The organism is Pseudomonas sp. 2 (assembly GCF_056627435.1).
The window spans coordinates 59,032-76,570 of sequence record NZ_JBWXNG010000002.1 but is presented as its reverse complement, the minus strand read 5'-3'; the positions used below and the strand labels follow the sequence as shown (position 1 = coordinate 76,570).

Here is a 17,539-nt window from a genome sequence, read left to right as displayed (position 1 = left end):
GGTGTCGGGAGCTAAGAAACCCCAAAGTAGTAAACGGGCCGGACGTATTCCCCTCACGGGTCTTGTATTAGCCCACTCCCGACATAGCAGAGATTTACGACGCGCAGGCAAAAGCCTCAGGCGCAAAAAAGCCGCATCTATCGGGAGCGGGCTGGCCGCTACTTTATTGAGTTTCTGCTGCGTTTCTTAGGCGCCGAGGCAGGGTAGGTGGCTGGCTCGCCCTCGGCAAGACTCGATTCTGTAGGAAGATTCTGAAAATCTTCGGAGTGGCTGAATCAGGGCTCAGGAATCAGCCGCTTTACCTTGTCATAGAGAGAGGTGGTGAACTCCACCTTGTCACTGGAGTGGTGGCAGCGGCGGTGGCAGTTAGGGCAAAGCGCGACAGCGTTGCTCGGACAGTCAGAGCCTCCCTGCGATAGGTGTTTGACGTGATGAACTTCAAGGAAAGGCTTGTCATTCATTCGGAAAGGGGCAGGTTCGCCACAGCCTTCGCAATTGCCTTCGGCCTGCTGTCGCACCCAGGCTCTGACCTCAGGATCGCGAACGTAGGCTTTTCCTGAAGACATCGATTGCTGCGGTTTTTTGATGCCAGCCGGAGGCGACTGAATTGGCTGCTTTTCGAGCTTCAACGCCCGCTGTTCGAGTAAAGCATCATCTGCTGTTGGCTCGTAATCCTCGAGCGTCGGCACCTGAGTGTGGGCGTTCAAGGCATCGCGAATGCTACGTATGACGTTAGCGCCAACGTTTTTTGCAGGCTTGTATCCGTTAATGCGATCCCGGTTCATCTCGACCAGAACTGTCGAGATGTTTTGCATACGGAACTCTACAGATCCTTTCGTGCGGCCGGCCAGAGGCCCATCTCGCAGCACGCGATTCTCGTGGGCCTTGTTGATTTTCAAGCCGCTTTGTTCGCGCTGCAGCATGCTGAGATAGACGTCGACTGCAGCCTTAATTTCTAGATCACTCCAATCGCTGTCGGACCTTTCGATTTCCATGACGTCGCCAAGGGTCGCAAATCCCTGAACGATACTGAGTGGCCATTACTGCTGTCTAGGAAAATTCCTACGTGTGCTTGTGAATATTCCTGCATCCTTTGGTAGATCTTACCAACTGATACTCCGACTTCTGAGCTATCTCCTTCCAAACAGTGATCTATCATTGAGAGGCGGAAATAGCTAAGGTTTCAATAATGTTGAAAGTTGAGATTTTGTTGGCTCTGCTATTGGCAGTATATAATTGGTACGATGTTGGCTTCTTTGGTTGCGTGGATAAAAGATGATAATATCCACAAAAGTTGGATTATGTTTCCGCTTACTTTTTTCTTGTTTTTTATTTTTGTGAACTCGTTCTCTATTTGGTCTTTTGAGGCAAAGGAACAGCAGAGGATGCACTCTCTAATGAGTCCGGGTTTCTCTAAAAGGCTAGGTAGCTCAGTCGAGAGCAATGCTGCATTACCCCGGCGAATTCTCGAGATTTTTGTTTGGACCTTTTGTCCGTTGTAATTTTTGATGAAAGTAGATTTGATCTTCTTTTGAAATTGTTCGTTGTTGAATGTCATGTTTCCAATGTTTTTTATACCTTGGCCAACAACGTCGTGAAATTTGCTCGCACTGTTTGAGGTCTTCCCATGTTTGGAGTGTATGAATCGAATCGTACCACTTTGCATGTTCATGGTAATGTGATCCGCCCACTCGTCTCCAAGATCATCACAAAAAATGTAATCATCATTTTGGTGAATTTTTTCTGTCATGGAAAATACTGAGCTTGCTTCAAAGCAAGTAGATGAAGGCAGCATGTCTCCTTTCTCACTTGTTGCATTTTTTAGCTCTGGTTTTTTATGCAGTACTTTTATTATTGAATCTATTTCGGAAATTCCGGAGGTGTCTTCGAAGCACTCTCCTTTAAAATACATGTATTTCGGATCGCTAAAGCATATGCTGTATAGCTTGTTTCGGATCAAGTGTTGTTGAAGAGATGCTACCGTAAAAGTATCGTGGGTTTAATTTTTTTAAGAGTTGGTATGTCAAATGTCAAGGATTTCGCATTTTTTTTAATTTTCCCTTGAATGTATGGATGCTGGATTTTATCCAGTCCATCAATTTCGTAGCAGTTTTCAAGTTCTAAAAGAAGCTTTTGGGTGGTTTTTTTTGATAACTTTATGAAGGTGCCTCCCTTTTCCCTTCCCAGATTGATTTTCCCTGTCTCAATATCGTCGTGCAGTTGACCTGTTTCAATGAGAATTGCTGCTGGCTTGCAGGTCTTCAGCACCTCGCCAAGGTTCTTTGGTTTTGCAAAGCTGGCAAGGAACTCGTTTACGATATTGTTGTTGGAAATTTGAGATGTTATTAACAAAAGCCACTGAGCAATATCGTGTACTGCCTGTCTCTCTGACTGCTCAATGATTCGGCCAGTTGAAGCTGTTAGCGATTTGACACTTCCTCCTTGCCGAATCCGCATCGTATGAGGTATTGAACGGCCAGCTGAATGTAGAGATAGAAGTCCGTCAAGATTTGTAGCTTCATATTGACGGCCTCGAATAGCTTTCTCTGAGGTTGTCATATTTCTTAATGCTAGCTTCTGAAACTCAGTATCAGCAGTAGCTGCTAGTGAAAGGATCTTTTCATGTGGAACTAGTTTGAGGTGTTTTTCAAGTAGGGTTTCTATATTTGCGCAATTCTTACGTAAAATTCCTACATAGTTGCCAATTTCAATTATCGTTAAGTGGCCGTGAACTTCATCCCACACATCGATATCTAAGAAGTCCACCTTTTTTCGAGTGGTAAATACATGTACGGAATAGTCATAGTCTACATCTATGGCTGGTTGTCCTGCGGCCAGAGGTAGCTGGATTGTACCTTTGCCACTGGCTGCAATTAGGGGTTCTTTGGAGATCTTTTTTAAAGCGCCATCAACTATAGCTGCGCGGGATACTTTGTTGAGCTTTTTGGAGGTTGTATAAATCTGGACGTTTCTTTTGAGAGCTACATCATCAATATTCATATTTGTCATCCCTGAAAAAAAGAACCCTGCATCGCAGGGTTCTAGTGCTAGTTCAAGGAAGTGTATAGCATATTATATTGCCATTATCAATCCCAGCTCAACGCGCCACCAGTTTGGTATTCGATGACCCGCGTCTCAAAGAAATTCTTCTCTTTCTTCAAGTCCATGATCTCGCTCATCCATGGGAACGGGTTAGTCGTTCCTGGGTACTCTTCCTTCAAACCAATCTGGCTCAAGCGACGGTTGGCGATGAACTTGAGGTAGTCCTCCATCATCGCTGCGTTCATGCCCAGCACGCCGCGTGGCATGGTGTCGCGGGCGTATTCGATTTCCAGCTGGGTGCCTTGCAGGATCATCTGGCTGGCTTCTTCCTTCAGTTCGGCGTCCCACAGGTGTGGGTTTTCGATCTTGATCTGGTTGATCACGTCGATGCCGAAGTTCAGGTGCATGGATTCGTCGCGCAGGATGTATTGGAACTGTTCTGCGACGCCGGTCATTTTGTTGCGGCGGCCCATGGAGAGGATCTGGGTGAAGCCGCAGTAGAAGAAGATGCCTTCCAGGACGCAGTAGTAGGCGATCAGGTTGCGCAGCAGCTCTTTGTCGGTTTCGACGGTGCCGGTGTTGAATTCCGGGTCGGAGATGGCGCGGGTGTATTTGAGGCCCCAGGCGGCTTTTTTCGCGACCGACGGGATCTCGTGGTACATGTTGAAGATTTCGCCTTCGTCCATGCCCAGCGACTCGATGCAGTACTGGTAGGCGTGGGTGTGGATCGCCTCTTCGAAGGCCTGGCGCAGGATGTACTGACGGCATTCAGGGTTGGTGATCAGGCGGTACACGGCCAGCGCGAGGTTGTTGGCAACCAGCGAGTCGGCGGTGGAGAAGAAGCCCAGGTTGCGCATGACGATGCGGCGTTCGTCGTCGGTCAGGCCTTCCGGGTTTTTCCAGAGGGCGATGTCGGCGGTCATGTTGACTTCTTGCGGCATCCAGTGGTTTGCGCAGCCGTCCAGGTACTTCTGCCAGGCCCAGTCGTACTTGAAAGGCACGAGCTGGTTGAGGTCGGCGCGGCAGTTGATCATGCGCTTTTCGTCGACGGCGACGCGGGCGGCGGAGCCTTCGAGTTCGGCCAGGCCTTCGGCGATATCGAGTTTGTCCAGCGCGGCTTTGGCGCGGGCGACCGCTGCGGAGTCGCTGGCGCTGACGGCGCGTGCTTCCAGGGCGGCGGCACCACCTGCGCTGTCGAGTTTGTCCATGGCTGCGTCCGCGGTGTTGGCGGTGTTGGCGCCTTTGACGGGTTCAGCGGTGTCTTCTTTGTCGAATTCGTCCCAGCTCAGCATGACGTCGAGTCTCCTGCGTGAGGGTCAGTGCTTTGGACTGACCGGGTGGATCTTGAGTGTTGGTTGCGTATCAGGCGTTGCACGCAAAGAACATGAAATAGGTGAGGGGTGGCCCTCGGTGTTTCTTTATTGGCTGAAGCGGTTGGGCTTCAGTAGGGGCTTTGGCGGCAATCTTTGGTGATTGTGCGGGCCTCTTCGTGAGCAAGCTCACTCCCACAGGTCATGTGGGGAAACGACAGTGTCGGTCATCCAGTTACAAGGAAGGTGTCTGGATGACCGTCATCGCGGGCAAGCGCGCTCCTACGCTTGCCGGTGTTGCTTTACTGGCAGGCTTCGCAGTCTGGCTCGTCAATCGCGCAGGCTTTTGGCACTGGCGCTGGACCGGCCGGAGCCGCTTCGGCTGGACGTGGGGCGGTGATCGCCGACTCGTCCGGGCCGTGGCCGCCGCTGGAAACGGCGTTGAGCTTGCCGGTGTTGATGGTGGACTTCTCGGTGCTGGTCGCGGCCAGGGCACGGAGGTAGTAGGTGGTTTTCAGACCACGGTACCAGGCCATGCGGTAGGTCACGTCCAGTTTCTTGCCCGAGGCGCCAGCGATGTACAGGTTCAGCGACTGAGCCTGGTCGATCCACTTCTGGCGGCGGCTGGCGGCGTCGACGATCCAGCGGGCTTCGACTTCGAACGCGGTGGCGTAGAGGTCTTTGAGCTCTTGCGGGATGCGCTCGATCTGCTGAACCGAACCGTCGTAGTACTTGAGGTCGTTGATCATGACCGAGTCCCACAGATCGCGGGCTTTGAGGTCGCGAACCAGGTACGGGTTGATCACGGTGAACTCGCCCGACAGGTTCGATTTCACGTACAGGTTTTGGTAGGTCGGTTCGATCGACTGCGAGACGCCGGTGATGTTGGCGATGGTCGCGGTCGGCGCGATGGCCATGATGTTCGAGTTACGAATGCCTTTCTGAACGCGGGCACGTACCGGCGCCCAGTCCAGGGTTTCGGTCAGGTCGACGTCGATGTACTTCTGGCCACGGGCTTCGATCAGGATCTGTTGCGAATCCAGCGGCAGGATGCCTTTGGACCACAGAGAGCCCTGGAACGTCTCGTAGGCGCCACGCTCGTCGGCCAGGTCGCAGGACGCCTGGATGGCGTAGTAGCTGACCGCTTCCATGGAACGGTCGGCGAACTCGACGGCAGCGTCGGAGCCGTAGGCGATGTGCTGCAGGTACAGCGCGTCCTGGAAGCCCATGATGCCCAGACCGACCGGACGATGACGGAAGTTGGAGTTCTTGGCCTGCGGCACGGAGTAGTAGTTGATGTCGATAACGTTATCGAGCATGCGAACGGCTACGTCGACAGTGCGCTTGAGCTTGGCGGTGTCCAGCTTGCCATCCACGATGTGGTTCGGCAGGTTGATCGAGCCCAGGTTGCAGACCGCGATCTCGTCCTGGTTGGTGTTCAGGGTGATCTCGGTGCACAGGTTCGAGCTGTGGACCACGCCCACGTGCTGCTGCGGGGAACGCAGGTTGCACGGGTCCTTGAAGGTCAGCCATGGGTGGCCGGTTTCAAAGAGCATGGACAGCATCTTGCGCCACAGGTCTTTGGCCTGGATGGTTTTGAACAGCTTGATCTTGCCTGGGTATTCGGTCAGCGCTTCGTAGTACTCGTAGCGCTCTTCGAAGGCCTTGCCGGTCAGGTCGTGCAGGTCCGGCACTTCGGATGGCGAGAACAGGGTCCACTTGCCGTCGTCGAAGACGCGCTTCATGAACAGGTCAGGGATCCAGTTGGCGGTGTTCATGTCGTGGGTACGACGACGATCGTCACCGGTGTTCTTGCGCAGCTCGATGAACTCTTCGATGTCCATGTGCCAGGTTTCCAGGTAGGCACAGACAGCGCCCTTGCGCTTGCCACCCTGGTTGACGGCGACTGCAGTGTCGTTGACCACTTTCAGGAAGGGTACGACGCCCTGGGATTTGCCGTTGGTGCCCTTGATGTACGAGCCCAGCGCGCGAACCGGGGTCCAGTCGTTGCCCAGGCCGCCTGCGAATTTGGACAGCATGGCGTTGTCGTGGATGGCGTGGTAGATGCCCGACAGGTCGTCCGGAACGGTGGTCAGGTAGCAGCTGGACAGCTGCGGACGCAGGGTACCGGCGTTGAACAGGGTCGGGGTCGACGCCATGTAGTCGAAGGACGACAGCAGGTTGTAGAACTCGATGGCGCGGTCTTCACGGGCTTTTTCTTCGATCGCCAGGCCCATGGCCACGCGCATGAAGAAGATCTGCGGCAGTTCGAAACGCACGCCATCCTTGTGGATGAAGTAGCGGTCGTACAGGGTCTGCAGGCCCAGGTAGGTGAATTGCTGGTCGCGCTCGTGGTTGATCGCCTTGCCCAGTTTTTCCAGGTCGAATTCGGCCAGCACAGGGTTCAGCAGTTCGAACTCGATACCCTTGGCGACGTAGGCCGGCAGCGCCTTGGCGTACAGGTCGGCCATTTCGTGGTGGGTGGCGCTTTCGGCAACGTTCAGGAAGCCCAGGCCTTCGGCACGCAGGGTGTCCATCAGCAGGCGGGCGGTGACGAACGAGTAGTTCGGCTCACGCTCGACCAGCGTACGCGCGGTCATCACCAGCGCGGTGTTGACGTCTTTGAGCGCCACGCCGTCGTACAGGTTTTTCAGGGTTTCGTTCTGGATCAGGTTGGCGTCGACTTCGGCCAGGCCTTCGCACGCTTCGGTGACGATGGTGTGCAGACGACCCATGTCCAGCGGCGCCAGGCTGCCGTCGTTGGCAGTGATGCGGATCGAAGGGTGAGCCTGAACCGGGGTTTCGGCGGCGGTGCGGCCAGCGCGCTCCTTGGAGCGGTCGTTGCGGTAGATCACGTAGTCACGAGCGACTTTCTGCTCGCCGGCGCGCATCAGCGCCAGTTCGACCTGATCCTGGATTTCTTCGATGTGAATGGTGCCGCCCGAAGGCATGCGACGCTTGAAGGTCGCGGTGACTTGTTCGGTCAGGCGCGCAACGGTGTCGTGGATGCGCGAAGACGCAGCGGCAGTGCCGCCTTCAACTGCGAGGAAGGCCTTGGTGATGGCGACGGTGATCTTGTCATCGGTGTACGCAACGACGGTGCCGTTACGCTTGATCACGCGCAGCTGACCCGGAGCGGTCGCGGACAGGTCCTGCTGGGTCGCACCTGTCTGCGGCACCGAGGCCTGCGGATTCTCGCGAGTTGTGTCTGTTTGCATGGGTCTCTCCACGTTCTCTATGTTTATTTGGGCACTGCGTGAGTGCCCACCGTTCCGTCTTGACGCACCGGGCCGACAGGCGTCGGCCGGAAACTCCAAAACGGATGGGAAGGCTTGATGCGCCCTCCCTGGCTTTGAAGTTGAAAAGGGCGCCGGGTCTGGCCCATCGCCCTTGGAAAATCTGAATCAGGTGTTCTTTGCCATTTTGCTGTTCAAATATTGCAACACTTGTACCGTAACGCGCAGATCATGAAGCCTGGGTGTCTGCCATTCGCGTGTGAGCGGTCAGGCGGTAAAACCGGTGGTGGTTCAGCCTTTGCGTGACGACAAAAATGCTTGAAATCTGTCTGTCACTTGTGTTGGGTTTTTCGAGTCAAACCCTACATCTAGGGTCTGGCTTGGCAACGAGGTACTAGATTATGTGCTCGTGACACTAAATGCAACGTGCGATCTGTGGATAACCCTGTGTGTAATTTGTGTGGGAATTGGGGAAATCCCGTGTAGGCCCCGTAGTCACTGGGATGGGCCGCCGGTCACTGTTTTTTATGTGTCGAAAAACTGCTGTGCGGATTTTGACGGTCGCGAACCGGGTCACACAAAGCCCTGTCGGCAAGGGCGGTTATGGGGCGTTTTGAATGATGTGTGTCATGGTGGTGCGGTGCCCGCATGCTATGCGGTATCCACCTGTAGGAGCGAATTCATTCGCGAAAATGGGACAGACGATACATCTTTGTCGCCGGAACGTTTTTTCGCGAATGAATTCGCTCCTACAAGGGGCAAATCGCTATTAAATAAGAAGAACAACACCAGGAGACACGGACTGTGCAGCAAGAACCCTGGCAGGTGCTGATCGTCGAGGACGACCGGCGGCTGGCCGAGCTGACCCGCGATTACCTCGAAAACAACGGCCTGCGCGTGAGTGTTGAAGGGGACGGCGCGCGGGCGGCGCAGCGGATCATCGACGAGCAGCCGGATCTGGTGATGCTCGACCTGATGCTGCCCGGCGAAGACGGCCTGAGCATCTGCCGCAAGGTGCGCAGCCGTTATGACGGCCCGATCCTGATGCTCACCGCGCGCACCGATGACAGTGACCAGATTCAGGGGCTGGACACCGGCGCCGACGATTACGTCTGCAAGCCAGTGCACCCGCGCGTGTTGCTGGCACGCATTCATGCCTTGTTAAGACGCAGTGAAGCCAGCGAAGCCGCAGCCCGGGAGCAGCAGCGCCTGAGCTTCGGCTTGCTCACGGTCGACAACGCCCTGCGCGAAGCCTGGCTCAACGAGCGCAGCATCGACCTGACCAGCGCCGAGTTCGACCTTTTATGGCTGCTGGTGGCCAATGCCGGGCGCATCCTCTCCCGAGAGGAAATCTTCACCGCCCTGCGCGGTGTCGGCTATGACGGCCAGGATCGCTCTATCGATGTGCGTATTTCGCGGATCCGCCCGCGCATCGGCGACGACCCGGTGCACCCGCGTCTGATCAAGACCGTGCGCAACAAGGGCTACCTGTTCGTGCCCGAGGCGGCCCGCGACGTCGCCAATTTCATGCTCAACGGTTGAGGCAGGTAGATAAGGCATGAACTCGATTTTCCTGCGCATTTACGGCGGCATGCTCGGCGTGTTGGTGCTGGTGGCGTTGCTGGGCGTGCTGACCCTGCATCTGGTGAACAAGGTGCGCGCCGAGCAGTACCGCGAGCAACTGGCCCACGGCACCTTCGCCTTGATGGGCGATAACTTAAAGCCGATGAACGATATCGAGCGCATCCGCGCGCTGGCGGTGTGGGAGCGTCTGTTGGGCATTCCGCTGTCGTTGCAGACCGCCGAACAGGCGCATCTGGACGGCGGGGCGCGCAATCGCCTGAGTCGCGGTCAAGTGCTGGTGGAAAAGACCGGGCCCCACGCCGCGCGGGTGTTTCGCGAAGTCGAACCATCTGTGGCAGGCAAACCTGGCAGTGCGCTGTTGCTGACCGGTGAAGTGCAGCAGATCAGCGAGCAGTTGGCCCGGGCGACCATCTTTCTGTTGCTCGATGAACTGGTGCGCTTTCCAGTCGATGAACAGCCGATTCGCTTGGAAACCCTGCGCCTGAGCAAGGGCTTCGGCTTCGACATGCACCTGATCAAGCTGGAACAGGCCGACGTCGACGACGACCAGCGGCGGCGCATCGATGAAGGCGACACGGTGATGGCGCTGGGCAAGGGCGGGGACTCGATCCGTGTGTTGTCGGGTGTCGGCGAAACCCAGTGGGTGCTGGAGATCGGCCCGCTGTATCAGATGAATCCCTATCCGCCGGAGTTGCTGATCCTGATCGCCTTTCTCGGCCTGTGCCTGATCGGGCTGGTGGTGTACCTGCTGGTGCGGCGTCTGGAGCATCGCCTGCGCGGGCTGGAAGCGGCGGCCACGCAGATCGCCCAGGGCAGCCTGGAAACCCGCGTGCCAGAGTCCGGCGCCGATTCGGTGGGGCGCCTGGCCTCGGCCTTCAATGGCATGGCCGAGCATTTGCAGCGTTCCCTGACCATCCAGCGCGAACTGGTGCGCGCGGTGTCCCACGAGCTGCGCACCCCGGTGGCGCGCCTGCGTTTCGGCCTGGAGATGATCGGTGACGCCAGCACGCCTGAGGCGCGCAACAAGTACATGGTCGGCATGGACAACGACATTCAGGACCTCGACAAGCTGGTGGACGAGATGCTGACCTACGCGCGCCTGGAGCAGGGCTCGCCGACCCTCGACTATCAGCGGATCGACCTGGCGGCGCTGATCGATCAGGTCATCACCGAGCTGGCGCCGCTGCGGGCCAATGTACGCGTCACGCGCGGCGCGAGTGTTGCGCCTGGCGACGATGCCCAGGCTTGGGTCGAGGCCGAGCCGCGCTATCTGCACCGGGCCTTGCAGAATCTGGTGAGCAACGCGATGCGTCATGCCGAATCCCAGGTGCGGGTCGGTTTCGAGTTGAGCCAGGAGCGTTGCCGCATCGATGTCGAGGACGATGGCCCTGGGGTGCCGGAAAGTGCCTGGGAGCGCATCTTCACGCCGTTCATGCGCCTGGACGACAGCCGCACACGGGCTTCGGGCGGGCATGGGCTGGGTCTGTCGATCGTGCGGCGGATCATCTACTGGCACGGCGGCCGGGCCTCGATCGCGCGCAGCCAGCCGCTGGGCGGCGCCTGTTTCAGCCTGACCTGGCCGCGTCGGCAGGGAGCGTCATGAGTCTGGCTATTTTCAAGGGACCGCTGGCGCCGTTCGCCGAGACGCTGGTGCTCGATGACGACCGAGCGGTTGTCCCGGTGCCGGAATTGTTGCTGCCCTCGACGCTGGATCGCCTGCTGCTCAAGGTCTATGGCGCGCAGTTGATGCCAGCGAAGCGATCGGTGCTGGTGTCGCAGTTCGCCAAGTACTACTTCATGCAGTTGATCCCGCCGGTTGTAGTGGCGAGTCTTGCGGCGGACGTCAGCTGGCCGCTGGGCCTGGAGGAAGTGGCATTTGCGGTGAGCGAGCGAGGGTTGCTCGATGGGGTGAGGTTCGTGGGCGAGGCGTTCCCGGTTGCGCCATCACCTGAGCCGTTCGAGCGGTTTGGCCCGCTGTTGGTCCATGTCCAAAGCGTGATCGAGGCATTGAGCGCCTACAGCGGTGTGGCGAAGGCCGTGTTCTGGAGCAGCGCAGGGGATTATCTGGAGACCTGTGTGCGGCGGCTTCAGGCTGCGAGCGATATTTCTCCCGAACCAGCCTACGCGTTGCTGCGTGAACCGTCGCAGCCGGATGGGCGACGCAATCCGCTGTTCGACACCATCACCTATAAAGGAGAACCACCGCGCAGGCAGCGGCGCAGTTGCTGTTTGAGTCATCAGGTCGAGTGGGTCGGGCGGTGCGAGCATTGCCCGTCGGTTTAGGCGGCGACGGCCACCAGGCTCAACAACTGCCCATCCTGCACGCTGAACTGCGCGTCGAGTTCACTGCCGCTGCGCCATTCTTCGGACAGGTCGATTTTCAGCCGCAGGCGCGCGCTGCCGTCTTCGGACCAGCTGAGCAGCTCGGCGTCTTCAAAGTAGAAACGCTTGAGCACGATGGGGTACAGCGCCTTGAACAGCGCTTCCTTCAGGGAGAAGGTCAGGGTCACGCAGAGTGCGACCTGATGCTCGGGGCCTTGGGCCATGCGTTGCAGTTCGTCGGCGGTAAGGATTTCGCCGGCCAGGCGCGCCGCGCGTTCGCTGCTCATCACCTGCTCGACATCCAGCCCCAGCCCGCGCCAGTGCTGCTTGCTGGCAACCAGAGCGGCGGCCCAGCCGCTGCTATGGGTGATCGAGCCGCACAGATCATCCGGCCAGACCGGCGCGCGGTCCTCGCCGATCACAGGCACCTGCACGCGGCCATCCAGCAGGTGCATCGCCTCGCGTGCGCACAGGCGGCCGGCGAGGAATTCGGTCTGGCGCTTGGCCACTGAGCGCTGGATGCTCGCGGGCGGCTCGATCAGGCAGCGCTGGAAGTCGCCGTCGAGCAATTGCTGCGCATCGAACCGGGCGCTGACCAGCACCCCATTAGCCAGCGGCTGGGGCAGGGGCCAGTGGGTGGAGAGGGCGGGGCAGCAGGCGGGTAATGTCGGGGTCATGGGACGGCATTTTGCCGGGGCTTGGGCGAGTGCGCCAGACTTGTGGGAGCCGGCTTGCTGGCGAATGCGTCAGGTTGGCCGACATCGTGGGCGGATGACACACCGCTTTCGCCAGCAAGCCGGCTCCCACAGGAATCGCGGTGCATCATGGGTTATCGATGTTGAACATGCGGCCTACATCGTCGAATTCTTCGCAAACTGCTCCTTGAGGAAGGCTTTCATGTCCGCCCAGGAACTCATGTCGGCCTTTTCGTTGTAGCCGATGTCCGGCCCGCCATGGTCGCCGTGGCTGAGCTTGTCGGCGTCGGGGTTGGTGAAGCCGTGCTTGGCGCCGTCAATGCCGACGAACTTGTAGTCCGCCTTGGCCGCATCCATTTCCTTCTTGAAGTCGGCCACGTTCTGCGCGGTGACCATGGTGTCGCCGTTGCCGTGTTCGATCAGCATCGGCGTCTTGGTCACGCCTTCCTTGGCCACGGTCTTGCTGGCCAGCGCGCCGTGGAAGCTGACCACCGCATCCAGTGGCTCGCCGCGCCGTGCGGCATCCAGCACCACGCCGCCACCGAAGCAGTAGCCGATGGCGGCAATCTTCTGCGGGTTGGTTTCGGGTTGTTTCTTCAGTTGCTCGACGCCTGCGTCAAAACGCTTGGCCGACGCGGTGGCGTCCTTGCTGGCGGCGGTCATGAAGGCCATGGCGTCTTTGGGATGCTCGGTGTGCTTGCCTTCGCCGTACATGTCGATGGCCATGGCGCTGTAGCCCAGCACAGCCAGATCGCGGGCGCGGCGCTTGGCGTAGTCGTTCAGGCCCCACCATTCATGCACCACGACTACACCCGGGCGCGGGCCCTTGATGGCGTCGTCGTAAGCGTAATAACCCACCAGTTTGGTGCCGTCGGGGGCCTGATAGTCGATGGTGCGGGTTTTCACCTCGGCCTGGGCCAGGCTGGCCAGGCACATGAGGGTCAGGGCAATCAGCAGACGCATGTTGTTCTCTCCTTGGTGTGCGGTGCGCACGAGTGCACATCGTCTGGAAAGTGGACTGACGAAACGCCGGATTTATCCATTGGCGACCGTTCAGCGCAGGTTAAGTGCACGTTCAGTGGGAGTTCAGCGATCAACGATTACCTTGACTCCCGTACTCAACAGCAAGCGCCCAGCGCTGAATAAGGACATAACCATGCTCAAGATCAATCAGCTTTTCATGGCCCTGGCATTCATCGGCGGCAGCGCAGTCGCCCAAGCCTCTGAGGGTAGCAGCACATTCGGTGGTGTGACGTACGGCAACACCAGCGACAAGATTTCCAAGTCCAATAGCCTGAACACCAACATGGACCGCCCCCATGCCGACAACGTCATCAACAAGAACGGTACCTGGGGCGTGCGTTTCGGCCAGGAAAGCTTGGACAACCGCTACTACGCCACTTACGACAACGTGTCCGGCACCCACAACGGCCTGAAACTGCGGCAGGAAAACCTCCTGGGCAGCTATGACGTGTTCTCCCACGTCGGCCCCTCCACCAAATTCTTCGGCGGCGCCTCGCTGGGCCTGACCAAACTGTCCCAGGAATCTCGCGGCATGAGCCGGGGCACCGACATCGGCTACGCCGCGGGCCTTCAGGCAGGTGTTATCCAGCAAGTAGCCCAGAACGTATCGGTCGAGTTGGGTTATCGTTACCTGCGCAGTAACGCCAGCACGGAAGTCTCGCCTCACGGCGGTGCCAAGATCGGTTCGTTGAAGCTCGACAGCAGCGCCCAGACCTATCTGGCCGCCAACTACAATTTCTGATCGGCCAAGCGCTAATCCTGCCGGGTTCATGCCACGCGTGAGCCCGGCAGACTATTTTCAGATCTGGCGGGTATCGGCCGGATATCGAGGAGATGTGCATGAAGTTGCTGGTAGTCGAAGATGAAGCGCTGCTGCGTCACCATCTGCAAACCCGCCTGACCGAAGCCGGCCATGTGGTCGAGGCCGTTGGCAATGCCGATGAGGCGATGTATCAGGCCGGGCAGTTCAACCACGACCTGGCGGTGGTCGATCTGGGCCTGCCGGGCGTTGGCGGGCTGGACCTGATCCGTCAGTTGCGGGCAGCGGGCAAGGGCTTTCCGATCCTGATCCTCACCGCCCGTGGCAACTGGCAGGACAAGGTCGAGGGTCTGGCCGCCGGTGCCGACGACTACGTGGTCAAGCCGTTCCAGTTCGAGGAACTGGAAGCACGGATGAACGCGCTGCTGCGCCGCTCCAGCGGCTTTACTCAGTCGACCATCCTCGCCGGCCCGCTGTTGCTGGACCTCAACCGCAAACAGGCCTCGCTGGACGATCAGCCGCTGGCGCTGACCGCGTACGAATACCGGATTCTCGAATACCTCATGCGCCACCATCAACAAGTGGTGCCCAAAGAGCGCCTGATGGAGCAGCTGTACCCCGATGACGACGAGCGCGATCCGAACGTGATCGAGGTGCTGGTCGGCCGTCTGCGGCGCAAGCTTGAAGGCCCGGCGGGCTTCAAGCCCATCGATACGGTGCGTGGCCTGGGCTATCTGTTCACCGAGCGCTGCCGATGATTCGTTCGCTGCGGGTGCGGCTGATGCTGGCCGCGGCCACGCTGGCGGTGATTTTCATGTTGCTGACGCTGCCGGCCCTGCAGAGCGCGTTCAGCCTGGCGCTGGAAAGCGCCATCGAAAAGCGCCTGGCGTCCGACGTCACCACGCTGATTTCCGCCGCCCGGGTCGAAGACGACCGGCTGCTGATGCCCACCTTGCTGCCCGGCGAGCAGTTCAGCCTGCCTGACAGCCGCCTGCTGGGCTACATCTACAACCGCTCCGGCAAGCTGGTGTGGCGGTCCCGCGCCACCGAAGACGAGTCCATCGAATATCAGCCGCGCTACGACGGGCGCGGCGCCGAGTTCGCCAAGATCCGCCAGCCCGATGGCGAAGAGTTCTTCGTCTACGACGTCGAGGTTCGCCTGCTGGGCGGGCGCAACGCGGCGTTCAGCATCGTCGCGCTGCAACCGGTGCGCGAGTATCAGGAAACCATTTCCGGCCTTCACGAAAAACTCTATCTGGGCTTTGGCGGCGCCTTGCTGGTGCTGTTGATTCTGCTCTGGGGCGGGCTGACCTGGGGCCTGCGGGCGCTCAAGGGCATGAGCCAGGAACTCGATCAGGTCGAGGCTGGCTCGCGGGAAAGCCTCAGTGAAGAACACCCCAGCGAACTGCTGCGCCTGACCGGCTCGCTCAACCGCCTGTTGCGCAGCGAGCGCGAACAGCGCATTCGCTACCGCGACTCGCTGGGCGACCTGGCCCACAGTCTGAAAACCCCGCTGGCGGTGTTGCAGGGTGTCAGCGAGACCATCGCCAAGCGCCCCGAAGACTTGGAGCAAGCGCGCATCCTGCAGTCGCAGATCGAGCGCATGAGCCAGCAGATCGGCTATCAGCTGCAGCGCGCCAGCCTGCGAAAGAGCGGGCTGGTGCGCCATCACGTCAAGCTCAAGCCGGTGGTCGAGAGCCTGTGCAACACGCTGGAGAAGGTTTACCGGGACAAGCGGGTCAAGGTCGAATTTCAGCTGCCGGACGATTGCCAGGTACAGATGGAGGAGGGCGCGCTGTTGGAAATGCTCGGTAACCTGCTGGAAAACGCCTATCGGCTGTGTATCGGTGAGGTGCGGGTCAGTTGGCGGACTTCGATGATGGGCGACGAGCTGTGCATTGAAGACGACGGCCCCGGCGTGCCGCAAAGCCAGCGGGCGCGGATTCTGGAGCGCGGCGAGCGGCTGGATGAGAAGAACCCGGGGCAGGGCATCGGCCTGGCGGTGGTCAAGGACATCATTGAGAGCTACAGCGCGCAGTTGACCCTGGGTGATTCGGATCTGGGTGGTGCGGCGTTCAGGATCAAGTTTACAATTTAGACCGCGCTGATCCCTCTGTAGGAGCGAATTCATTCGCGAAAAATCGTACAGGCGCTAGAGATACGTCGTCTGTGCCGGCGCATCGCGAATGAATTCGCTCCTACAGTATCCGCATCATGTCATTCCAGATTTGCATTGGATGAGGCAGTGGTGGTCTTTTAGACCTCCTGCGCCCGATACGCCCCCGGCGTCAGCCCGGTCCACTTCTTGAACGCCCGATGAAACGCCGAAGGCTCGGAAAAGCCCAGCTGCTCGGCAATCTGTTGCAATGACAGATCCGCCTGGCTCAGGTGATAAATCGCCATGTCCCGCCGCAGTTCATCCTTCAACCCCTGAAAACTCGTGCCCTCGTCGCGCAAATGGCGGCGCAGGGTCTGTGGGCTGATGTGCAGGTGCTCGGCCACCGCCTCAAGGTCCGGCCATGTGTTGCAGTCCCGGCTGAGCAGGCGGCGCAGCTGGCTGGTCAGGCTGTCGCCTTCGTCGGGGCGCGAGAGCAGATCGACCGGGGAGCGTTCGAGGAAGCGCTTCAAGGTGCGCTCGTCCTGCAACAGCGGCATTGACAGGTAGCGCGCGTGGAAGGTCAGCGACGTCTGGTCCGCGTCGAAGCTCATCGGGCAGTCGAACAGCAACTCGTACTCGGCGCTGTGGGCGGGTCTGGCGTAGGCGAAGGTGGCCTGATCCAGGCGGATGCGCTGGCCGATCAGCCAGCTGGCCAGGCGGTTCCAGATCACCAGCAGTGATTCGCTCAGAAAATGCTCCGGGTCGCGCAGGCTGGTTTCATCCAGACACAAGCGCACCTGCTCACCATTGCGCTCAAGGTTCAGGCGCGGCGAGTCGGCAAACAGCCCGTAGAACCTGAAGCCGCGCTGCAGGGCCTTGTCCAGCGTGCGGCAGTGGATCAGCGCGTGGCACATCATGGCGAAAGTGCCGCGTTTGCTCGGCGCCAGGCCAAAGCCCATGTATTCGTCGTCCAGCGCCCGCCAGACCAGCTGGATCAGCAGCGCGAACTGCTCCGGCGCGATGCGGGCGCGGGGTTCGTTGAGCAGCTCAGGCGTGATGCCGACCTGCGCCAGGATCGGTTCGCAGTCCAGGTCGTAACGACGGGCGCCCTGCAACACGGCGCGGGCGAAATGGCTGGCGATGGTTCGTTGGCGCATGGCGGGCACGTCGGGCCGGGGTGGGAAGGTGACCGATGGTAGCCATCCGGCAGAGCCGCAGACAAGGCGGATACCCGCCAATCCGGGCGCTTATTTTTCGAGAGTTGGCGGAAATCCGCCATCGCACAACGGCATTTTTGGCTAGTGTTAACCAGACAGTCCATGCCGCACGGGGCTTTCGGGGATTTTTCAAATAGTGGCACGGTGCTTGCGATGTAACCGGTAGAGACCTGCCTTGCGCAGCTCGACAAAAACAAATCCCTCCGAGCAGGAGGGTTCGCACTTTAGGTGTCGGTGTATCAGGAATGATTC

Annotated in this window: 14 protein-coding genes; 6 read left to right on the top strand and 8 right to left on the bottom strand. The window is 58.9% G+C overall.

Features of this window, described 5'->3' with window-relative positions; translation table 11 throughout:
* Positions 1–275: 275 nt before the first annotated feature.
* The 5 genes from AC1MEK_RS03330 to AC1MEK_RS03310 all read right to left on the bottom strand — a co-directional run bounded on the left by AC1MEK_RS03330 (position 276) and on the right by AC1MEK_RS03310 (position 7,570).
* Positions 276–995 carry an HNH endonuclease gene (locus AC1MEK_RS03330; RefSeq protein ID WP_480394848.1) on the bottom strand — a complete coding sequence of 240 codons (720 nt, stop codon included), beginning with the start codon at positions 993–995 and terminating at the stop codon, positions 276–278.
* A 224-nt stretch (positions 996–1,219) separates the two neighbouring features.
* The gene (locus AC1MEK_RS03325; RefSeq protein ID WP_480394847.1) at positions 1,220–1,912 is read right to left on the bottom strand and encodes a hypothetical protein; all 693 of its coding nucleotides are present in this window, start codon (positions 1,910–1,912) and stop codon (positions 1,220–1,222) included.
* Positions 1,913–1,977: 65 nt separating this feature from the next.
* On the bottom strand, positions 1,978–3,000 hold the full coding sequence (locus AC1MEK_RS03320; protein WP_480394846.1) for a hypothetical protein: 1,023 nt from the start codon (positions 2,998–3,000) through the stop codon (positions 1,978–1,980).
* An 86-nt stretch (positions 3,001–3,086) separates the two neighbouring features.
* Positions 3,087–4,334: a ribonucleotide-diphosphate reductase subunit beta gene (locus AC1MEK_RS03315; RefSeq protein WP_480394845.1), complete on the bottom strand. Its 1,248-nt coding sequence runs from the start codon at positions 4,332–4,334 to the stop codon at positions 3,087–3,089.
* A 320-nt stretch (positions 4,335–4,654) separates the two neighbouring features.
* Positions 4,655–7,570, bottom strand: coding sequence for a ribonucleoside-diphosphate reductase subunit alpha (locus AC1MEK_RS03310; protein ID WP_480394844.1), 2,916 nt, complete (start codon positions 7,568–7,570; stop codon positions 4,655–4,657).
* Between the two features lie 822 nt (positions 7,571–8,392).
* On the opposite strand from AC1MEK_RS03310, the gene AC1MEK_RS03305 reads away from it, so the two are divergent.
* Genes AC1MEK_RS03305 through fhuF form a run of 3 tightly spaced genes read left to right on the top strand, consistent with a single transcriptional unit; the run spans position 8,393 to position 11,455 of the window.
* Positions 8,393–9,130 carry a response regulator gene (locus tag AC1MEK_RS03305; RefSeq protein WP_480394843.1) on the top strand — a complete coding sequence of 246 codons (738 nt, stop codon included), beginning with the start codon at positions 8,393–8,395 and terminating at the stop codon, positions 9,128–9,130.
* Between the two features lie 16 nt (positions 9,131–9,146).
* A complete protein-coding gene (locus AC1MEK_RS03300) occupies positions 9,147–10,775 on the top strand; it encodes an ATP-binding protein (protein ID WP_480394842.1) in 1,629 nt (542 codons plus the stop codon).
* Positions 10,733–11,455, top strand: a complete 723-nt coding sequence (gene fhuF, locus AC1MEK_RS03295; protein WP_480395259.1) for a siderophore-iron reductase FhuF — start codon at positions 10,733–10,735, stop codon at positions 11,453–11,455. The genes AC1MEK_RS03300 and fhuF overlap by 43 nt, the downstream gene beginning before the upstream one ends.
* Here fhuF and AC1MEK_RS03290 read toward each other — a convergent pair.
* Together AC1MEK_RS03290 and AC1MEK_RS03285 are read right to left on the bottom strand one after the other, a co-directional pair.
* A complete protein-coding gene (locus AC1MEK_RS03290; RefSeq protein ID WP_480394841.1) occupies positions 11,452–12,171 on the bottom strand; it encodes a 4'-phosphopantetheinyl transferase family protein in 720 nt (239 codons plus the stop codon). The genes fhuF and AC1MEK_RS03290 overlap by 4 nt on opposite strands.
* A gap of 174 nt (positions 12,172–12,345) precedes the next feature.
* Positions 12,346–13,152 carry a dienelactone hydrolase family protein gene (locus tag AC1MEK_RS03285; protein ID WP_480394840.1) on the bottom strand — a complete coding sequence of 269 codons (807 nt, stop codon included), beginning with the start codon at positions 13,150–13,152 and terminating at the stop codon, positions 12,346–12,348.
* Between the two features lie 193 nt (positions 13,153–13,345).
* Between AC1MEK_RS03285 and AC1MEK_RS03280 the strand changes: the two genes are divergently transcribed.
* From AC1MEK_RS03280 to AC1MEK_RS03270, 3 genes are all read left to right on the top strand, one after another.
* A complete protein-coding gene (locus AC1MEK_RS03280) occupies positions 13,346–13,954 on the top strand; it encodes a hypothetical protein (protein ID WP_480394839.1) in 609 nt (202 codons plus the stop codon).
* A gap of 98 nt (positions 13,955–14,052) precedes the next feature.
* Positions 14,053–14,730, top strand: a complete 678-nt coding sequence (locus AC1MEK_RS03275) for a response regulator (protein ID WP_480394838.1) — start codon at positions 14,053–14,055, stop codon at positions 14,728–14,730.
* Positions 14,727–16,070 carry an ATP-binding protein gene (locus tag AC1MEK_RS03270; RefSeq protein WP_480394837.1) on the top strand — a complete coding sequence of 448 codons (1,344 nt, stop codon included), beginning with the start codon at positions 14,727–14,729 and terminating at the stop codon, positions 16,068–16,070. Before AC1MEK_RS03275 ends, AC1MEK_RS03270 begins: the two co-directional genes overlap by 4 nt.
* Before the next feature lie 158 nt (positions 16,071–16,228).
* On the opposite strand, the gene AC1MEK_RS03265 is transcribed toward AC1MEK_RS03270, so the two are convergent.
* Positions 16,229–17,227, bottom strand: a complete 999-nt coding sequence (locus tag AC1MEK_RS03265; protein WP_480394836.1) for an AraC family transcriptional regulator — start codon at positions 17,225–17,227, stop codon at positions 16,229–16,231.
* Positions 17,228–17,539 lie beyond the last annotated feature (312 nt).